The 18,343-nt window shown below is 33.2% G+C and carries 15 protein-coding genes and 5 tRNA genes; all 20 read right to left on the minus strand.

Going from position 1 to position 18,343, the window contains the following annotated elements; genetic code table 11:
• Window positions 1-285: 285 nt before the first annotated feature.
• On the minus strand, window positions 286-1,662 hold the full coding sequence (murD, locus tag CLLU_RS14870) for a UDP-N-acetylmuramoyl-L-alanine--D-glutamate ligase (RefSeq protein WP_106010574.1): 1,377 nt from the start codon (window positions 1,660-1,662) through the stop codon (window positions 286-288).
• 445 nt (window positions 1,663-2,107) lie between these two features.
• On the minus strand, window positions 2,108-3,499 hold the full coding sequence (locus CLLU_RS14875; RefSeq protein ID WP_106010575.1) for a glycine--tRNA ligase: 1,392 nt from the start codon (window positions 3,497-3,499) through the stop codon (window positions 2,108-2,110).
• Window positions 3,500-3,829: 330 nt separating this feature from the next.
• A tRNA-Asn gene (locus CLLU_RS14880) sits at window positions 3,830-3,904 on the minus strand.
• A 183-nt stretch (window positions 3,905-4,087) separates the two neighbouring features.
• Window positions 4,088-5,599 carry a lysine--tRNA ligase gene (lysS, locus tag CLLU_RS14885; protein ID WP_106010576.1) on the minus strand — a complete coding sequence of 504 codons (1,512 nt, stop codon included), beginning with the start codon at window positions 5,597-5,599 and terminating at the stop codon, window positions 4,088-4,090.
• Between the two features lie 16 nt (window positions 5,600-5,615).
• Complete coding sequence (greA, locus tag CLLU_RS14890) at window positions 5,616-6,095, minus strand: transcription elongation factor GreA (RefSeq protein WP_106010577.1); 480 nt, start codon at window positions 6,093-6,095, stop codon at window positions 5,616-5,618.
• Window positions 6,096-6,228: 133 nt separating this feature from the next.
• Complete coding sequence (locus CLLU_RS14895; RefSeq protein WP_106010578.1) at window positions 6,229-7,053, minus strand: hypothetical protein; 825 nt, start codon at window positions 7,051-7,053, stop codon at window positions 6,229-6,231.
• Between the two features lie 60 nt (window positions 7,054-7,113).
• Window positions 7,114-8,076 carry a tRNA dihydrouridine synthase DusB gene (gene dusB, locus CLLU_RS14900; RefSeq protein WP_106010579.1) on the minus strand — a complete coding sequence of 321 codons (963 nt, stop codon included), beginning with the start codon at window positions 8,074-8,076 and terminating at the stop codon, window positions 7,114-7,116.
• Complete coding sequence (locus tag CLLU_RS14905) at window positions 8,076-8,864, minus strand: type III pantothenate kinase (protein ID WP_106010580.1); 789 nt, start codon at window positions 8,862-8,864, stop codon at window positions 8,076-8,078. Before CLLU_RS14905 ends, dusB begins: the two co-directional genes overlap by 1 nt.
• A 172-nt stretch (window positions 8,865-9,036) precedes the next feature.
• Complete coding sequence (locus CLLU_RS14910; protein WP_106010581.1) at window positions 9,037-9,420, minus strand: thioesterase family protein; 384 nt, start codon at window positions 9,418-9,420, stop codon at window positions 9,037-9,039.
• A gap of 154 nt (window positions 9,421-9,574) precedes the next feature.
• Window positions 9,575-11,377, minus strand: a complete 1,803-nt coding sequence (ftsH, locus tag CLLU_RS14915; protein WP_106010582.1) for an ATP-dependent zinc metalloprotease FtsH — start codon at window positions 11,375-11,377, stop codon at window positions 9,575-9,577.
• A gap of 82 nt (window positions 11,378-11,459) precedes the next feature.
• Entirely contained in the window at window positions 11,460-12,005 is a 546-nt protein-coding gene (gene hpt / locus CLLU_RS14920; RefSeq protein ID WP_106010583.1) for a hypoxanthine phosphoribosyltransferase, read from the minus strand.
• Between the two features lie 3 nt (window positions 12,006-12,008).
• On the minus strand, window positions 12,009-13,397 hold the full coding sequence (gene tilS / locus CLLU_RS14925; protein WP_106010584.1) for a tRNA lysidine(34) synthetase TilS: 1,389 nt from the start codon (window positions 13,395-13,397) through the stop codon (window positions 12,009-12,011).
• Between the two features lie 173 nt (window positions 13,398-13,570).
• Entirely contained in the window at window positions 13,571-15,958 is a 2,388-nt protein-coding gene (gene spoIIE / locus CLLU_RS14930) for a stage II sporulation protein E (protein WP_106010585.1), read from the minus strand.
• 320 nt (window positions 15,959-16,278) lie between these two features.
• Window positions 16,279-16,355, minus strand: a tRNA-Met gene (locus tag CLLU_RS14935).
• Window positions 16,356-16,369: 14 nt separating this feature from the next.
• Window positions 16,370-16,445 (minus strand) — tRNA-Met (locus CLLU_RS14940).
• A gap of 192 nt (window positions 16,446-16,637) precedes the next feature.
• Window positions 16,638-16,713: transfer RNA gene (locus CLLU_RS14945), tRNA-Met, on the minus strand.
• 9 nt (window positions 16,714-16,722) lie between these two features.
• Window positions 16,723-16,811 (minus strand) — tRNA-Leu (locus CLLU_RS14950).
• Window positions 16,812-16,949: 138 nt separating this feature from the next.
• The gene (locus CLLU_RS14955; RefSeq protein ID WP_106010586.1) at window positions 16,950-17,360 is read right to left on the minus strand and encodes a S1 domain-containing RNA-binding protein; all 411 of its coding nucleotides are present in this window, start codon (window positions 17,358-17,360) and stop codon (window positions 16,950-16,952) included.
• Between the two features lie 186 nt (window positions 17,361-17,546).
• A complete protein-coding gene (locus CLLU_RS14960; RefSeq protein WP_106010587.1) occupies window positions 17,547-17,819 on the minus strand; it encodes an FtsB family cell division protein in 273 nt (90 codons plus the stop codon).
• Window positions 17,820-17,951: 132 nt separating this feature from the next.
• Window positions 17,952-18,343 (minus strand): spore cortex biosynthesis protein YabQ (gene yabQ / locus CLLU_RS14965; RefSeq protein ID WP_106010588.1); only part of this gene is annotated, 392 nt, incomplete at its 5' end.

Here is an 18,343-nt window from a genome sequence, read left to right on the forward strand (position 1 = left end):
CAATATTTTTTCAATTTTTTTTATTTTTCAAAATATAAAAATTTGAAATTCTTTGACTTAACCTATTGTTTCTCTGCTTCATGACAACAGTTGATATTCTATCATATTTTCTCCTATTTTCTTTATAGTATGCACTCTTTAGACTAATTTATCCTTCATTTTCAACTTTATTGTCTTTTTTACTCGATTATTCATATACTGATACGCTAGGTCATGTTATCCTTAAATACAAGGCAATCAGCCATATTGGGAAATACAGTTTTCACATATGACTGACTGCTGAGATTAAAGTTCATTCACTATTTTTTTGAAACTGTTGCCTCTAACTTCAAAATTGGGAAACATATCAAAGCTGGCACAAGCAGGTGAAAGAGTAATAATATCTCCCTTCTCTGCCAACTCCCTAGCCTTATTAACTGCATCAAGTAAAGACTCAACCATAAATATTGGTACATTAATTCCTTTTTCGTCTCTCAATTTATCAAAAGCCTTTTTTATTTTATTTTTTGTAGCACCCATGAGTATTAAAATCTTTATCTTCTTGTATCCCTCTTCTGCCAGAACATCAAAAGGTATTTTTTTATCATACCCACCTGCTATCAATACGACAGGCTTTTCAAAAGCCTTAAGTCCGGCCAAAGTTCTAGTAGGACTTGAAGCAATGGAGTCGTTATAGTATTTTATTCCATCTACAGTCCTCACAAATTCACATCTATGCTCCACACCGGAAAAATTAACAGCTACCTTTTTCATATTCTCAATACTTACCTCATCCTTTACTGCACAAAAAGCCGCTAAAAAATTTTCTACATTATGCATTCCTTTTATTTTTACTTCTTCTAATTTGCATACTTCATCCTCATCTATATACAGACTGCCACCTTTTAGATACCCTCCTTTATTTAAAACTCTCCTACTGCTAAATTGTCTTACATTCCCTGGGGCCTCTGATACCATTAAATTCACTATATCATTATCTCTATTTAATACTAATAGAGCATTTTTGTCCTGATATCTAAATATATTTTTCTTAGCATTTATATATTCATCCATATCTTTATGAATATCCAGATGATTGGGACTGATATTTGTTATAACTGCAACCTCAGGTGATACATTCATGGTCATTAATTGAAAACTGGACAGCTCCAACACAACTTTATCCTCACTTTTCATTTCCTTTATTCTGGAAAATAGTGGAGTTCCTATATTCCCCCCAACCCAAGTCCTATACCCACGGCCTTTTAAAATATTATATATAATAGTTGTCGTAGTAGTCTTACCGTCACTTCCTGTTACTCCATACACCTTTCCAGGGCAATACTTAATGAATTCTTCCATTTCAGAAGTTATATATGCACCCTCCTGCCTGGCCTTTACAAGATATGGATTATCTATTCTCATAGAGGGTGTCTTAAATATCACCTGAAAACTATTTAAACTATGAAGGTAATCTTCACCCAATACAAGCTTTATATTTTTTCTCCTAAATTCTTCTGCTATTTCCCCCAGTTGTTCCTCATCTTTTCTATCAAAAGCAGTAATCTCCGCCCCTAAATCCAGCAAGAAGTTAATCAAGGGCCTGTTACTCACACCTATACCAACTACCGCTGTTTTTTTACCTCTTATAAATTTCTCGAAATCCCTAAAATCCTTTTTCATAAAATTACCTCCACACCAGATCTATTACAATAATTTGTATTTCGATTATATAATAGCACAACCCATTGTAAAATAATATACTCCCAGTATATGAAAGATTTTAATATAAAAATATGTTTACTGTATTCTCCGTAACCAGAATACTAGAAAGTGTCGATTATAGTCGAAATTATGAGAAAATATTTAATATAACAACTTTATTATTATCTATTGAAAGTTATTATGTTGCTGTGCTATACTATGAATGTGCCGTAAGGAAACATTAATATAATTCCCCAAGTTTTAATTAAACATATAACATATCCCCATGATTAAACCCTAATTTACCGAATAGTTCACTATTCGGTAAATTTCTTTTGTATTTTATTTTAATTTCAGAGAGCATAAATATACCGTACTAATTTATAATTCAGAAACCACTGTATAAAATCAGTACGGCATGTGATTAAAACTTTATCTTTTCTTCTATAAATCCTTTCAGTTCCTCTATTTTAATTCTAAACTGTTCCATGGTATCTCTATCTCTTATAGTAACAGTATTATCTTTCATAGTATCAAAATCCACCGTTATACAGTAAGGGGTTCCAATCTCATCTTCTCTTCGGTATCTCTTGCCTATACTCCCTGCATCATCATAGTCCACATTGAAATCTTTCTTCAGCATATTGTAAACTTCCAGTGATTTTTCCGACAATTTTTTGCTGAGGCAGAGAACAGCTGCTTTAAAAGGAGCTATTACAGGATTAAAATGCAATACCGTTCTTACATCTCCCCCTTCAAGTTCTTCCTCATCATAGGCATCAACCAGAAATGCAAGTACTGCCCTGTCTGCTCCCACAGATGGTTCTATACAATAAGGTATATATTTCTCCTTAGTTATTGGATCCATGTAAGTCATATCTTTACCCGAATGATTTTGATGTTGGGTCAAATCATAATCAGTTCTATCCGCTATACCCCAAAGTTCTCCCCATCCAAAAGGAAATAGATATTCAATATCAGAAGTAGCATTGCTGTAATGGGAAAGTTCTTCTTTATCATGATCTCTAAACCTTATATTTTCTTCTGTTATGCCAAGATCCAATAGAAATTTCCAGCAGTAATCCTTCCAATAACTATGCCATTCTAAATCACTTCCCGGTTTGCAGAAAAATTCAAGTTCCATTTGCTCGAATTCTCTGGTCCTAAAAGTGAAATTCCCCGGAGTTATTTCATTCCTAAAAGCCTTACCTATTTGAGCTATGCCAAAAGGTATCTTTTTCCTGCTGGTTCTCTGCACATTTTTAAAATTTACAAATATGCCCTGAGCAGTCTCAGGCCTTAAATATATCTCTGATTTTGAATCTTCTGTAACTCCCTGAAATGTTTTAAACATAAGATTGAACTGCCTGATATCCGTAAAATTCTTTTTGCCGCAGCTAGGACAGACAATATTATTATCATCTATATACTTTTTTAGCTTCTCGTTACTCCATCCATCTGCGCTGGCCTTTTCTATTCCCTTCGCAGTCATGTGCTCCTCAACTAATTTATCCGCTCTGAACCTGGATTTACACTCTTTACAATCCATAAGTGGATCAGTAAAATTTCCTACATGACCTGATGCCACCCAAACTTCGCTGTTCATGAGTATTGCGCAGTCTATTCCTACATTGTGTTCATTTTCATGAACAAATTTTTTCCACCAGGCCTTTTTCACATTGTTTTTCAGTTCAACTCCAATAGGCCCATAATCCCATGTATTGGCAAGTCCTCCATATATATCTGAACCCGGATATACAAATCCTCTATTCTTAGCTAAAGCTACTACCTTATCCATAGTTTTTTCAAAAGCCATGTTATATATTTCTCCTCTCTACAATTATTATATTTTTAATCATCTGTAAAATATCAAATGCAATTTTAGGTATAAAAAAAGGGCTTACTGCAAAGGGACGAATTATCTCCGCGGTTCCACCCTTTTTAGCACAAGCTCATCTTTGAAACATTCAGCTCAAAAGTTCCTTCACAAAAAAATTTCGTTGTTTGCACCATCCACAACTTCTCTTGAGAAATCTATAATGTTACTATTCTTCATCATAGCCTTACTATTAAATTATTTATATGAATTTCATTATACACTACTACAGACAAATGTAAACATTAAGCTACTAAACCAAACATAAAATGGCTCCGTGGAGAGGGCTCGAACCTCCAACCCTTCGGTTAACAGCCGAATGCTCAACCATTGAGCTACCACGGAACAACTCACACGTATAATTATATCATGCAATTTTAAAATTGCAATATATTTGTACTCTAAAAAACAACAAATTTGAAATTACATTGTAAAAAACAAGGCTTTTAAACTAAAAGGCCCTGTTTTTTACACTAATTTTCACCTATTCACTTTTAATAAAAATAGCTAAGGTTGTTATGATCAAACTTACTGCTGCTGACTTGGTTTCATTGTAGGAAAAAGTATTACATCTCTTATTGAGGATGAATTGGTCAAAAACATTATAAGTCTATCTACTCCTATTCCAAGACCGCCGGTTGGAGGCATCCCTATTTCCAAGGCATTTATAAAGTCTTCATCCATCATATATGCCTCATCATCACCCAGTTCTCTTTCCTTCAACTGCTGCACAAATCTTTCCCTCTGTACTATAGGATCATTTAATTCCGAATAGGCGTTGCATATTTCTCTTCCAAAAACAAAACCTTCGAATCGTTCTGTGAACTTGTCATTTCCTCTCTTTTTCTTAGTCAATGGAGATATTTCCACTGGATAATCCAGCACAAAAGTAGGCTGAATGAATTTTTCTTCACAAAATTCTTCAAATACAGCATCCAATATATCTCCCTTTGTACAATCCCCCAGTGCCTTCTTCAGTTCAATATTTTTATCACCCGCAATTTTCCTGGCCTCTTCATCAGTTTCTATTTCATCGAAGTCTATTCCTGTAAATTCTTTAACCGCATCCACCATGGTGATCCTTTTCCAGGGAGGCTTAAAATCTATTTCAGTATCCTCATATACAACATTTGTAGTTCCCAGCACTTTTTCACATATATAAGCTATCATATTTTCAGTCAATTCCATCATATCATTATAATCGGCAAAAGCTTCATACAGTTCCATAGCTGTGAACTCAGGATTGTGCCTTATATCTATACCTTCATTTCTAAAATTCTTGCCTATCTCATATACTTTTTCAAATCCACCAACTATCAACCTCTTCAAATACAATTCAGTTGCAATTCTCAGATACATATCTATATCCAGGGCATTATGATGAGTTATAAAAGGCTTTGCAGCCGCACCTCCAGCTATAGAAGAAAGTATAGGAGTTTCCACTTCTATAAAGTTCTTTTCATCTAAAAATTGCCTCATAGCTTTTATAATGGCAGTTCTCTTCAAAAAAGTATCTCTGACTTCTTGATTTATTATCAAATCCACATATCTTTGTCTGTACTTTAAATCCGGATCCTTGAGCCCATGCCATTTTTCTGGAAGAGGTTTTAAAGATTTGGATACCAACTGAAAATCTGTAATATGAATCGTTATTTCACCGGTTTTAGTCTTAAATACCCTGCCTGTTACGGATAAAATATCACCTATATCATAGGATTTATATTCCTTGAGCTTATCTTCACCCACATCATTTATCTTTATATACAGCTGAATTTTTCCATACCTGTCATATAAATCCGAAAATCCGGCCTTACCATGAACTCTCTTTGATATCAGCCTTCCCGCAACAGTTACATCTTTTCCCTCCAGAGTCTCATAATTATTTCTCACTTCTTCAGAAGTATGGGTTCTCTCTACCTTATAAACTTCAAAAGGATCTTTTCCCTCTTCTTTCAAGGCCGCCAATTTTTCCAGTCTTTCTTTTGTGAGCTCGTTAGCGTTTTCTTCCCGTATCTGTATGTTCTTTTGGTCTTTTGACATGAATATTACCCTCCAATTATCTTCTTATGCTTAGTATTTCATATTTGCTGACACCATCAGGAATCTGTATCTCAAGTATATCTCCCACTCTTTTTCCCACTAGTCCTTTACCTACAGGTGACTCATTTGATATTTTATTATTAACTGGATCTGCCTCTGCAGATCCTACAATTAAATATTCAACTTCTTCATCAAAATCATAATCTTTTAACTTTACAATGGAACCTACACTCACCACATCCGATGGGATTTCATCCTCATCTATTATAGTAGCATTTTTCAGCATATTTTCAAGTTGAACTATTCTTCCCTCTACAAATGCTTGTTCATTTTTAGCACTATCATACTCTGAATTTTCACTTAGATCTCCAAACGAAAGAGCTACTCTAATCTTTTCAGTAATTTCTTTCCTTTTGACTGTTTTTAGATTCTCCAGTTCCTGTTCAAGTTTTTTTATTCCCTCATAGGTCATCACATATTTTTTTAATGCGCTCATTCTGCTCTCCCCTTTTAATAATTATATAAAACTCACCCATAATCTCATAATATTTTAACTTTATTACTCTTCTCAATTATCATTTAAGTAATTATAAAACAGCATATACATAATGTCAACGTACTTAAATTTCCTATAAAATCAGTTCATCACTGTTAAATTTTATTTTATCTAAAAATATGCCATTTTGGATCAAGGATTTTTCCACATTTTTTTCACCCAGCTGACAAAGTATGGATCCTAAAAGTTCAAAAGATATATTTTCATATTTAAAATTCCACGGAATCCTATATCCAATATCATTTACTATAATATTATTTTTATAACAAGGTATATAACTATTATCTAAATACCATATATATGCTTTAGCATTTCCATTTATCTTTCTAGAAGTTATAATAAAATCTGCACTTTTAAAAGAAAAATCTATGTCAGATGTAATTATAGGTGTCACTCCATAATTTGCTGTAATATATTGTCTGAGTTCATTTATCTTTACAATATCCCTGGAAAGCAGAACTATAAATTTGGCTTCTTTCGCCAAAAAACATATAGTGTCAAATAAAATAGGCTCTGAAGCATCATAAACAACCATACAGCTATGCCTTATACTCTTTCTTCTATTTCTAAGTATGATTTTTGAACTTGCTACAACGCTGAAAGCCATTAATTCCCTTTGAAACCTATTATATAAATTATAATCAAAATATCTATATGTTTTAGGTGCCAACTGTATATCCTCTGCTCTGGATATTCTTTTTGCTCTTGAAATATTATTTTTATAGGAATTCAAATTAATATTTAGAGGAAATTCTACAACTTTAATTTTCAGTCCAAATTCCTTTATAAAGAGTTTTTCCTTTATTCTTATCTTAAACCTGTCTTTTACTTTTCCCCAGAAACTGTTGTCATTATAAAATATATTTCTATCAGATTTAGCATACAAAACAGTTCTCACATCTATTATCTCTCTTAAAATTAGTTACAATAATATTTTATTCTCCTTACAAATCAAAAATTACAATAGGGATTTATATTTATATAAAATTTCAAATACCTTTTCGCTGTTCTTTTCATAATTTATTTTATCCTTTATCTCTTTACTATTTTTTAATCCTCTTATATACCAGGCCACGTGTTTTCTCATTTCTTTAACAGCTCTATTCTCCCCATTATAGCAAATTGATTTTTTATAATGTCTTATGCACATATCAATTTTTTCGACAGGAGTAGGATATTTCACTGGAATGTCATTAATATACTGCTGTATCTGGCTGAATATCCACGGGTTTCCCATAGCTCCTCTTCCAATCATTATTCCATCACATTGTGTTTTATTAAATATCTCCTCTGCGTCCTGCACTGTAAATATATCTCCATTACCGATTACAGGAATTTTCACTGCTCTTTTTACTTTACATATTATATCCCAATTGGCTTTGCCAGTATACATTTGGGTACTGGTTCTTCCATGGATAGTTATGGCATCAACCCCAGATTGTTCCATGATTTTAGCAAAATCTATTACATTTATATTATCTTCATCAAATCCTATTCTCATCTTTACAGTAACAGGCTTTAAAGAAGCCCTTTTCACTTCCTTCACTATTTGCGATGCAAGTAGTGGATCTTTCATAAGGGCAGATCCATCTCCATTTTTTACTATCTTATGTGCTGGACATCCCATATTTATATCCACCAGAACAATTTTCTTATTATCATTGAAAAAATCACAGGTCTTAGCCATTACAGCTGGATCACTTCCAAATATCTGCACACCTATACAGCCCTCTTCAGGAGAAACAAGAAACATATCCTGAGTTCTTTTATTCTTGTAAAATAGAGCCTTAGCACTTATCATCTCCGTATATGCAAAGCCACACTGCATTTCTCTGCATATTTCTCTAAAGGCTCTATCTGTAACACCTGCCATAGGGGCTAGAAATAAATTATTGGGAAATTCTATTTCTCCTATTTTCATTAAGACACCGGCTCCTTATTTTTGTCATAAATTATCCTTAGTCCTGTCAATGTCAATATGGAATCAATTATATCTATGGATTTAGATTCCTCTTTTATAAGCTTGGCAAGTCCTCCTGTAGCTATTACAAAAGGTTCTTCTTCACCTAAATCCATCATTTCCTTTTTCATTTTTTTGACTATATAGTCCACCTGGCCAATATACCCATATACTATACCCGCTTGTATACTGGAAACAGTGTTTTTACATATTACCCCAGATGGTTTAACAATTTCTACTCTGGGAAGTTTTGCAGCTTTTTCAAATAGCGCATCGGAAGATATTTTTATTCCCGGACATATAGCTCCTCCCAGATAATCTCCCTTAGCGGTAACTGCACAAAATGTAGTAGCTGTACCAAAGTCTATTATAATTATAGATCTTTTATATATTTCATGGGCTGCCACTGCATTTACTATCCTGTCTGCTCCCACCTCTCTTGGGTTATCATACCTCACATTTATTCCAGTTTTAACTCCCGGTCCGACAACAACTGGAATAACCTGAAAATATTTTGTTACCATATGCTCCAGGGAATACATGATATTGGGTACTACTGAAGATATTATTGCCCCTTTTATATCTGTCAAATTTAGTTTATCTTGTAAAAACAATTCCATTACCTGAACTCCGTATTCATCTGCTGTCCTTTTATCATTTGTAGATAATCTCCAAACTGAAATAAGGGCATCACCATCATATATCCCCAAAACAATATTGGTATTACCTACATCCAAAACCAAAATCACTAAACAAACACCATCTTTCTAAACAAAATCATTACATCTATTATTTTATCCATAATATACATAATTCTAGAGCAGCTTTAAAGCTGCTCTAGAATTAATCATTTTTTGTCAAAATTACAATCTAATTGTATCAATAAAATTCTATTTGTCAAGACAAATTGTTTTCATTTTTCTATTGCATTTTTTTCATGAAGTTTTCACTATTTACTATATACCTGACATGAGATCCCTCTCCAATTTTACCCGTATTATCCCAGGCCTCAACTTTAAAAAATAATTTCTTTCTGTCAATCTTTTGGAGCACCGCCTCACATCTAACTTTTACACCTACTGGTGATGGCTTAATATGTTTTACGTTTACCTCTATTCCTACCGTAGTATATCCTGAAGGGAGATGGAGATCTACACAATTTTTACATGTATTTTCAATAAGCGCTATCATAGCAGGAGTGGCAAATACATTCAAATTACCCGAACCCATTTTTTTTGCCGTATCATTTTCAGTTATATATATTTCCATAGTAGAAGTAATACCTTCTCTTAAATTGAATTCCATTACAATCATCTCATTTCATATAGATTTCCGCTTGTAAAATACATAAATCATTATATCACTGTAATGTGATTTTTTAAATATTTTAACTGGCAAAAACTTTAAATAATATATAAAAACTCCTGTGTACACAGGAGTTTTTATATATTATATTTAATCAAGCCTGCGCAAAAACTTCTTCAAATTCATTTGCCTCAAGCTTTTCCTTTTCCAGAAGCTTTTCAGCCACAGCTTTTAATCTGTTCATATTTTGTGAGAGGAGCTTTTCAGCTTTATTATATCCTTCATCTATAAGCTTTCTTATTTCCTTATCTATCTCAAAGGCCACTTCTTCACTGTAATTTTTCCCCTTACCCAAATCTCTTCCCAAAAATACCTCATCATGCCCTGATCCAAAAGCAATAGGTCCCAAATCACTCATTCCATAATCCATTACCATTTTCCTGGCTATAGTGGTAGCTCTTTCAATATCATTCTTAGCTCCAGTACTTATGTCACCAATAACCAATTTTTCTGCCACTCTTCCTCCCAGAAGTCCTACAATCTCATCTTCCAGTTTTGCTTTTGACATATAAGAACTATCTTTTTCAGGTAGATGCATAGTATATCCACCAGCCATTCCTCTAGGTATTATACTTATCTGGTGAACCGGATCTGAATTAGGCAAAAGTTTCATAACCACTGCATGACCTGCTTCGTGGTATGCAGTAAGTCTTCTATCCTCTTCGTCAATGACCCTGCTCTTCTTTTCAGGTCCTGCTATAACTCTGGTTACTGCTTCTTCCAATTCATCCATTCCAATTAAAGTTTTATTTTTTCTAACTGCCAAAAGAGCGGATTCATTCATAAGATTCTCCAAATCAGCACCTGTAAATCCTGGTGTTCTCTTAGCTAGAATATCCAGTTTCACTTCATCCGATAGATGTTTGTTTCTGGAATGGACCTTCAATATTTCTTCTCTTCCCTTTACATCTGGAGCACCTACCAGTATCTGCCTGTCAAATCTACCAGGTCTCAGTAGTGCTGGATCCAATATATCTGGTCTATTGGTAGCAGCTATCATTATTATTCCTTCATTAGCTCCAAATCCATCCATCTCAACTAACAGCTGATTCAGAGTCTGTTCTCTTTCATCATGCCCTCCACCAAGTCCAGCTCCTCTTTGTCGTCCAACTGCATCTATTTCATCTATAAACACTATACAAGGAGAATTTTTCTTTGCCTGATCAAATAAATCCCTTACTCTGGAAGCACCTACACCTACAAACATCTCTACAAAATCAGAACCGGATATACTAAAAAAGGGTACTCCCGCCTCACCAGATATGGCCTTAGCCAAAAGTGTTTTACCGGTTCCAGGAGGTCCTACAAGCAAAACTCCCTTCGGTATTCTAGCTCCCATCTCTATATATCTCTTAGGCTGCTTCAGGAAATCCACTATTTCCGCCAGTTCTTCTTTTTCTTCATCTGCTCCCGCAACATCTGCAAAAGTTACTTTTTTCTTGTCCGGTGGTGCCATCTTGGCCCTGCTCTTTCCAAAATTCATAACATTCCGGTTCCCTCCACCACCTTGAGATTGCTGCATGAACATGAACCAAAATGCTACAAGCATAAGTATCACAAGCACTGTAGGCAAATACTGCACCCACATAGGCATTGTAGCTGGCTTAACATACATCTCTTGAACTTCACCGTCTTTAGGATGTTCTCCTATAAACTGAAATAATCTTTCGGATGGAACTACAGTCTCATAAGGTGTTCCATTTTTTAAGCTACCCTGGACTGTCATTTTATCTTCTCTAAGTTGAAAACTTTTTACATTGTTATTTAACCAATATTTTTGAAAATCATTAAAACTAATGGATACAGAAGTATCATTGGTTCTTACTAATAGTAATGCAGCAAGAATTACTAATATGAAAACTATAACCCAGGCCGTTGCACTTGAAAATTTTTTCATTAAAGGCCCCCCTCTCTTTCTAGTTTAATACTGTAAAATTGTATCATAAGTAATATTTCTTTACAATAAATTTTGATTCTAATTATTTGTAAACTTCCTCCTTCAATATACCAACGTATGGAAAATTTCTGTATTTTTCTGCATAATCCAAACCGTATCCTACTAAGAAATAATCAGGGACTTCAAATCCTATATATTTAGCCTTAACATTGATCTTTCTTCTCTCTGCTTTATTTAAAAGGCAGGCTATTTCTATACTTTTAGCTTTTCTTCCCTTTAGATAATCAACTAAGTACGCTAAAGTTATGCCAGAATCTATAATATCCTCAACTATCAGCACATGTTTATTTTCTATTTCATGATCCAAATCTTTTAGTATTCTCACAACACCTGAACTACTTGTGGAATTTCCATAACTGGAAACCGCCATGAAGTCCATGGTACACGGGATAGTTATCTCTCTAAGCAAATCTGCCATAAATGGGACAGAGCCTTTTAATATGCCTACGAGCATCAAATCCTCGCCTTCATAATCTTTACTTACTCTTCTTCCAATTTCTTTAACTTTTCTCTTTATTGTCTGTTCATCGAGTAAAATTTCCTTAATATCGTCACTTATATTGCTCATATTTTATAGTTCCTCACTTTCAAATCCTATAGCTAAAATAGTTTTACTATTTTTATCAACCTTAAAAAGCTCACTTATTCTATATCCGACCACCCATCCAATTTTGTCTCCAAAACATATTAGCGGAATGCTGTCTCTCCTATCTTTGGCCACCTTTAAGTCTATAAAGAGATCCTTCAACTTCTTATTTCCTGACATCCCAAGTGGTATTAATCTATCTCCCCTCTTTCTATTTCTCAATACTATATCTCCTTCTACTTTATCATAATCAAAATATCCAACAAATCTATTTTGATTAAAGTGCATATATTGATTATGATCCATTAATTTTACATAGATTTTTGATTTGATATTGGGAATATAATTATATCCAATTTTGAGTTTATATTGTTCAGCACAAGGTATCTGAGTTCTTGTACTGTTTTTTCTTATTATAATATTTCCATAACTGTTTATTGCAAAAATATTATGTGGAAGCGTTAATTCCTTACCTGTAGAATGTTTTTGGATATCTATTATACCAATTATATGAATTTTTTCAAAATCTTTCAAGCTTCCAACTGCACTCTCAAGTGAAAACCTAATTATTCTAGTCAATATAGCCTCTTTCTCTAAAAATGCCTCCCTAGATATTATAACCTTTTCTAGCTTTATGTCACAATATTTTTTAAATTTTTCTCGTGAAATATGTTCTAGATAATCATTATCCACTTTTATTGTATCCGAAAATCTATTTAATACTTCAATTATATCCCGATTGAAATTCTTTTGTATATATGGTATGAGTTCCAATCTTATTTTATTTCTAGAATATACCGTTTCAAAATTAGTTTTATCAATTCTTGGATGAAGTGCACTGTCAATGCAGTATTTTTCAATTTCATCCCTTGTGATATGTATTAACGGTCTCACAAACACATTATCCCGTACAGGCCTTATGCCAACGAGGCCATTTAGTCCTGCTCCTCTTATAATTCTCATCAAAATTGTTTCAGCCTGATCATTTGCATTGTGGGCTATAGCTATTTTCTGAGCATTAAATTCAATTTTAAGCTTTTTAAAAAATTTGTATCTCTCCTCTCTTCCTGCACTTTCACAAGATATATTTCTGTTTTTAGCCACATTATTTATATCTATTTTCAGGCTTTTAAATTGAATGCCTAAATTTTTACAAAAATTTTCTACATATAATTCATCTTTGTCCGCCTCTATACCCCTGAGACAGTGATTTACATGAGCCGCTAACAAAGTTATATTCAATTTTTCACGTAAAGTATATAATACATGCAGCAGGCATATAGAATCTGGCCCCCCTGACACCGCTACTATTACTCTATCCCCGCTGATAAACATATTATTTTCTCTTATGGTATTTAATACAGATTCTATCAAAATAAGCACTTCCCAAATATAAAAGTCATTTAATGATATATTAATATATTATATCATAAATGTATAATTTTTTACCATTAAATAAGTGGAATACCTGCATTTAGGCTGTTGATTCTATAAATTATCAACAGCCTAACTCTTATCACAAAAAAATCAAATTTTACCATGTCGTATCAATAAAGACTATATACCTTTTCAACTATTACTGTCATATCATCTTTTATTTTTCCTCCTGACAATTCTTTAGCTTTGTCAATAATTTCTTGACACATTTCTTTTGGATCCGTACAATCTAAATTTTTTAGAAATTCCACCATCCATTGAAAATTTCCTGTAGTCTCACTATCATGGTCAAGAACTCCATCGCTTACCATTATTATAAAGTCACCATTTATTATTCTCTTATCTGTTATATCTATGTCAGGCTTATCCAATATTCCTATTGGAAGAGTTTTGGATTTTATGGCTATAATATCATCTCCTCTTTTTATAAAACTAGCTGCCGCTCCCATTTTTATAAAATTTATTTCCCCTTCATATAAATCCACACTACTGAGATCCAATGTGGAAAACTTTTCATATTCCGTAAATTTCATTCCCATGATAGAATTCACTGTACTAATAGCTGTCATCTTATCAAATCCGGAATTGGCAAATTTTTCAATAAGTTCGACAGTGGCACTGCTCTCCTGTCCTGCTTGAGGACCTGAACCCATACCATCACTTATTACCGTCATATATGTTCCATCTGGCAATTTACCAAATCTATAACTATCCCCATTATATTTCTCACCATCCTTGCAGTTTTCACTAACATAAGCTGATATATGATACTTAGGCGTCTCTTCAAAAGTTATACTGCAGCTGCCTATAGAATAATCTATATTACACCCATTGTCATTTATACACATTAATTTTCCCGTCACACTGTTTATAAGAGGAAGCACATTTTTAATGCACCTCTGTTTTCCCCCACAAGCCTCCATGGATAAATTTACAACAAGATGATCTTTTTTATCATTGAAACAGAACACATCTTTATAATGTATATTTTCTTTGTTTAAAATTCTTCTAATACTATTCTCTGCTTCAGGATTAAATTTTATATCAGAATGAAAATCTTCTGCTATTTCTGTAACCGTTGTACCCATATTCTCTATCTGTGATGCCAAAAGCTCCCTGCATTCTCCAAGCCTTATTCTCCACATTTCATTTACAATATAATTGTTTACAATCTCTTCAGTATTTTTCACAAGAAGAGTTCTCTTAATACACTTTTTCTGTAGTTCTTGTGGAATATGTTTCTTATTCTCCTGGTAGTTTTGTATCAATTCCGAAAATGCATTGTAAGTATAAAAAGTTTCCCTTCTCCAACACATTGATTTCATGTCACAACTTGAACAAACTCTGTCTGCCAAGTTTTCTACAAGAGCGCTGCTCTTATTTTTCATGGCCAGTTTGTCATTCTCCGCTAACCTGGCCAGAACCGACGACATATTAACAAGCACACTTGAGAAACTGTTTAATTTTTTTACAAAAATGGATTTGATTTTATCTGCATAATTTTCTTTTAAATATTCCCGCTTTTTCTCGGAATCCAGCTCCAATTCCATCTTTTTATATATCACCTTAGGCACGGCTAAAAATATGACACAACTTACAATCACCTCTATAATCTTAAATTGCGTACCTACATTGGAATACATCTTTAATATGGCAAAGGCCACAATATAAGCCGAGCCGCTGATCCATTTGCCTGTTTCTCTAAACACACCTGATATAAGTCCACACAATCCATAAACCGCCGTATAAGTTATCATTTGATCAGATGTAACTCCTATTATAGTTCCCATTGCAACTCCTGCTGCTGCGCCTGAAGCACTTCCCTTTACATATCCTAACATAAGAATAAAACTCAAAGCTATTATATTCCTCAAGGACACACCGGCTATGCTTGTCCCCCAGGTTCCCGCTATAATTAAAGATATTGTTATAGCCATGCTGATTATTTCTTCACTGCTGTACAAGTGCCTTGTATTTGATTTTTTAAAACATATTATAGAATAATTAATAATATAATATACTGAGAAAACACACACCACTTCAAAACCCGAATTGAAAACAGCTACTCCAGCAGTATACTTAACTATAAGAAGCTTGTACAAAAAGAATTCTAAAAATATGATTGAAAGCAATAAAACAAGCTTTTTATTCTTACCAATATCTTTTAAGATATAATTTATAATAGTTAAAGTAACAGTTATTGTACAGTACACTGGCAGATATTTTACATTTCCATATATGGATATATACCCAAGAAGCGTACCAAAAGCAGCTGCCAGTGAAGGTGTTCGTTTTTCGCATATCACTATTGACATTAAAAATGCTATTCCAAAAGGTGCCATAAGATTTACCATCATGACCCTTCCAACCAAGAAACCTGCTAAAAAGTAAACCACCAGTCTAATTATAATGTCTGAATTTTTGAATTTACTCCTTTTCCCCTCATCCGTTACTTTCTTTGTACGTTGATAAGGAAACACTTCTACTCCGTATTGCATCAATATCACCCACCCTATAAAATCACTGTCTTTATTATAGCAGTGTCTTATGGAAATAAATGTCATAAGGTGAGGTGTATCCATATTTTTTTTAGGACATTTATTTCTATGTTTTTTCTATAATTTTTATTTTAGACAATTACATTGAAAAAATCACATTTCGTGCTTTTTATCCACATATAATCTGCAATATTTATTCACAGTGTTTATAATTCTACTTACACTCTAAAATACACAAAGCTCCCTGTAGAACTTTGTGTATAAATGTTTGTCCTTTAAATATAAAAAGGAACTTGTTAAATTTAACAAGTTCCTCATATTGGTAGCGGAAATAGGAATTGAACCTATGACACTTCGGGTATGAACCGAATGCTCTCGCCATCTGAGCTATTCCGCCATATTATATACAATTGGTTGCGGGGAAAGGATTTGAACCTCTGACCTTCGGGTTATGAGCCCGACGAGCTACCAGCTGCTCCACCCCGCGTCATTTATTCCGATGTTGAAGATAAAACTACAATCAACCTATACGGGCTTGAAAGCTTTCCTAGAACTATAAGCTCTATACATTATCTACCTTTGCCACCTTATTATACAAACATCACAACAAAACAAAACCTACATCTATTATGAAGTTACTCTTTTTATCTAAATTAACCCAATATACTACTTAAGATTTTGGTTGCGGGGAAAGGACTTGAACCTCTGACCTTCGGGTTATGAGCCCGACGAGCTACCAGCTGCTCCACCCCGCGTCATTATTTTGGTGCTGAAGACCGGAATCGAACCGGTACGGGTTTTAAAGCCCGCAGGATTTTAAGTCCTGTGCGTCTGCCTGTTCCGCCACTCCAGCATTACTCAAAGCACCCTCAATTTGACGACATAAGTTATTATATATGATAAATAGAATATTGTCAACAATTTTGTAAAACTTTTAGCATTGCAGCAGTTAAATAAAAGAGGTCCTCTTCAGACCTCTTAAATTACGCCACTAATAATTGGATGATTTCTTATAACCTTTTCCTTTGGAATCCTGGTGTTTTTTTATATCCTGAAATCTCTCCTCACTATCCTTTAAAAACTTAGACAGCCGATCCTCAAAACTACCTTGATTCTGTTTATTGTTTTCTTTCTGCCAGTCTATTTCCAAAGGTCTTAAACTCTTTTTATCCTGTTCCACCTGCTTCATAGATAAACTTATCTTACCATTGTCATCAATAGAAATTACCTTAACCTTCACCTTGTCCTTTTCCTTTAAATAGTCCCTTATATTTTTAACATAAGTATCTGATACTTCAGATATATGGACTAATCCAGTTTTACCCTCAACTTCTACAAAGGCTCCAAAACTAGTAATATTAACTACTGTACCTTCTAGTATGTTTCCTGCCTTCAAGGTCATATTAAAAATATTCCTCCTTAAAAATAATACTATAAATTAAAACTTTTACTCTTTTAATTTCAATAGAGTAGGACTTCTTGGATCTTGCCCAAAAAATTTTCCTGCTTCCACAGCCGTTTATCCTCCATCATCCCGCAGATTATAAACTGAAATTCTGCTATAGTTTCTCCTAATATAATTAAACTATCAGTTCTTATTGTTTATTACAGGAGTTTCACCTTGTTTAATAAGACCCAATTTTTCTCTAGCCAATTTTTCTATATACATGTCAGATACGGACATTTTAACTTCATCCTGTAATCTCTGGTTTTTTACCTTTGCCCTCTGCTCATCGGTTCTTCTTTCAGCTATCTGCTCTTTTATATTGTGCATAATAATTTGTTGGCTTATAAATATATAACCTATGTATAAAATTAATAATAGAAAAAATATATTCTTCCATTTAATTTTTATTTTCAAAGCTAATCACCAGTTTCTTTAATTAAGACTCTTCTGTACATTGTAGAATATCTATATGAACATGACTTTACCTCTAACTATCACAAATAACATTATATTTATATTGTAATTTGATTTTCAACTTTCTTCAAGTTAATTTTTATAATTTTTTTTATTTTTTTTCTTAACAATGTAGAATATATACTGGAAAAAATATATTATCAGGTTTAAAATTACTCTAAATACCCTCCCCAATACTTCAAATGATTTCCTATGAAATCTAATTATTAAAAAGCTAAAAAATTTCAAGTATAAATATATGCCCACTGCCAGTAAAATATATACATACATTCTCAAGTAAGCATAATTTGTATACATTAAAAATACAAATACAATTATAGCTGTAAATATCCAAAATAAAGTATCCTCTACAAATACCACTAATTTATTTAAACCGGTAAATCCTCTTATTAATCTATAAAAATCAAATAATACTCCAGTTATTATTCCTGCCATAATACTAAATATTATAAGCCTAACCTGAT

This window comes from Clostridium luticellarii (assembly GCF_002995845.1).
GTDB lineage: Bacteria > Bacillota > Clostridia > Clostridiales > Clostridiaceae > Clostridium_B > Clostridium_B luticellarii.

What these genes read in the sequence shown, in the direction of transcription:
- murD (WP_106010574.1), bottom strand. Translation starts at nt 1,662, where the DNA reads ATGAAAAAGGATTTTAGGGATTTCGAGAAATTTATAAGAGGTAAAAAA.
- CLLU_RS14875 (WP_106010575.1), bottom strand. Translation starts at nt 3,499, where the DNA reads ATGGCTTTTGAAAAAACTATGGATAAGGTAGTAGCTTTAGCTAAGAAT.
- lysS (WP_106010576.1), bottom strand. Translation starts at nt 5,599, where the DNA reads ATGTCAAAAGACCAAAAGAACATACAGATACGGGAAGAAAACGCTAAC.
- greA (WP_106010577.1), bottom strand. Translation starts at nt 6,095, where the DNA reads ATGAGCGCATTAAAAAAATATGTGATGACCTATGAGGGAATAAAAAAA.
- dusB (WP_106010579.1), bottom strand. Translation starts at nt 8,076, where the DNA reads ATGAAAATAGGAGAAATAGAATTTCCCAATAATTTATTTCTAGCCCCT.
- CLLU_RS14910 (WP_106010581.1), bottom strand. Translation starts at nt 9,420, where the DNA reads ATGGAATTCAATTTAAGAGAAGGTATTACTTCTACTATGGAAATATAT.
- ftsH (WP_106010582.1), bottom strand. Translation starts at nt 11,377, where the DNA reads ATGAAAAAATTTTCAAGTGCAACGGCCTGGGTTATAGTTTTCATATTA.
- hpt (WP_106010583.1), bottom strand. Translation starts at nt 12,005, where the DNA reads ATGAGCAATATAAGTGACGATATTAAGGAAATTTTACTCGATGAACAG.
- spoIIE (WP_106010585.1), bottom strand. Translation starts at nt 15,958, where the DNA reads ATGCAATACGGAGTAGAAGTGTTTCCTTATCAACGTACAAAGAAAGTA.
- CLLU_RS14955 (WP_106010586.1), bottom strand. Translation starts at nt 17,360, where the DNA reads ATGACCTTGAAGGCAGGAAACATACTAGAAGGTACAGTAGTTAATATT.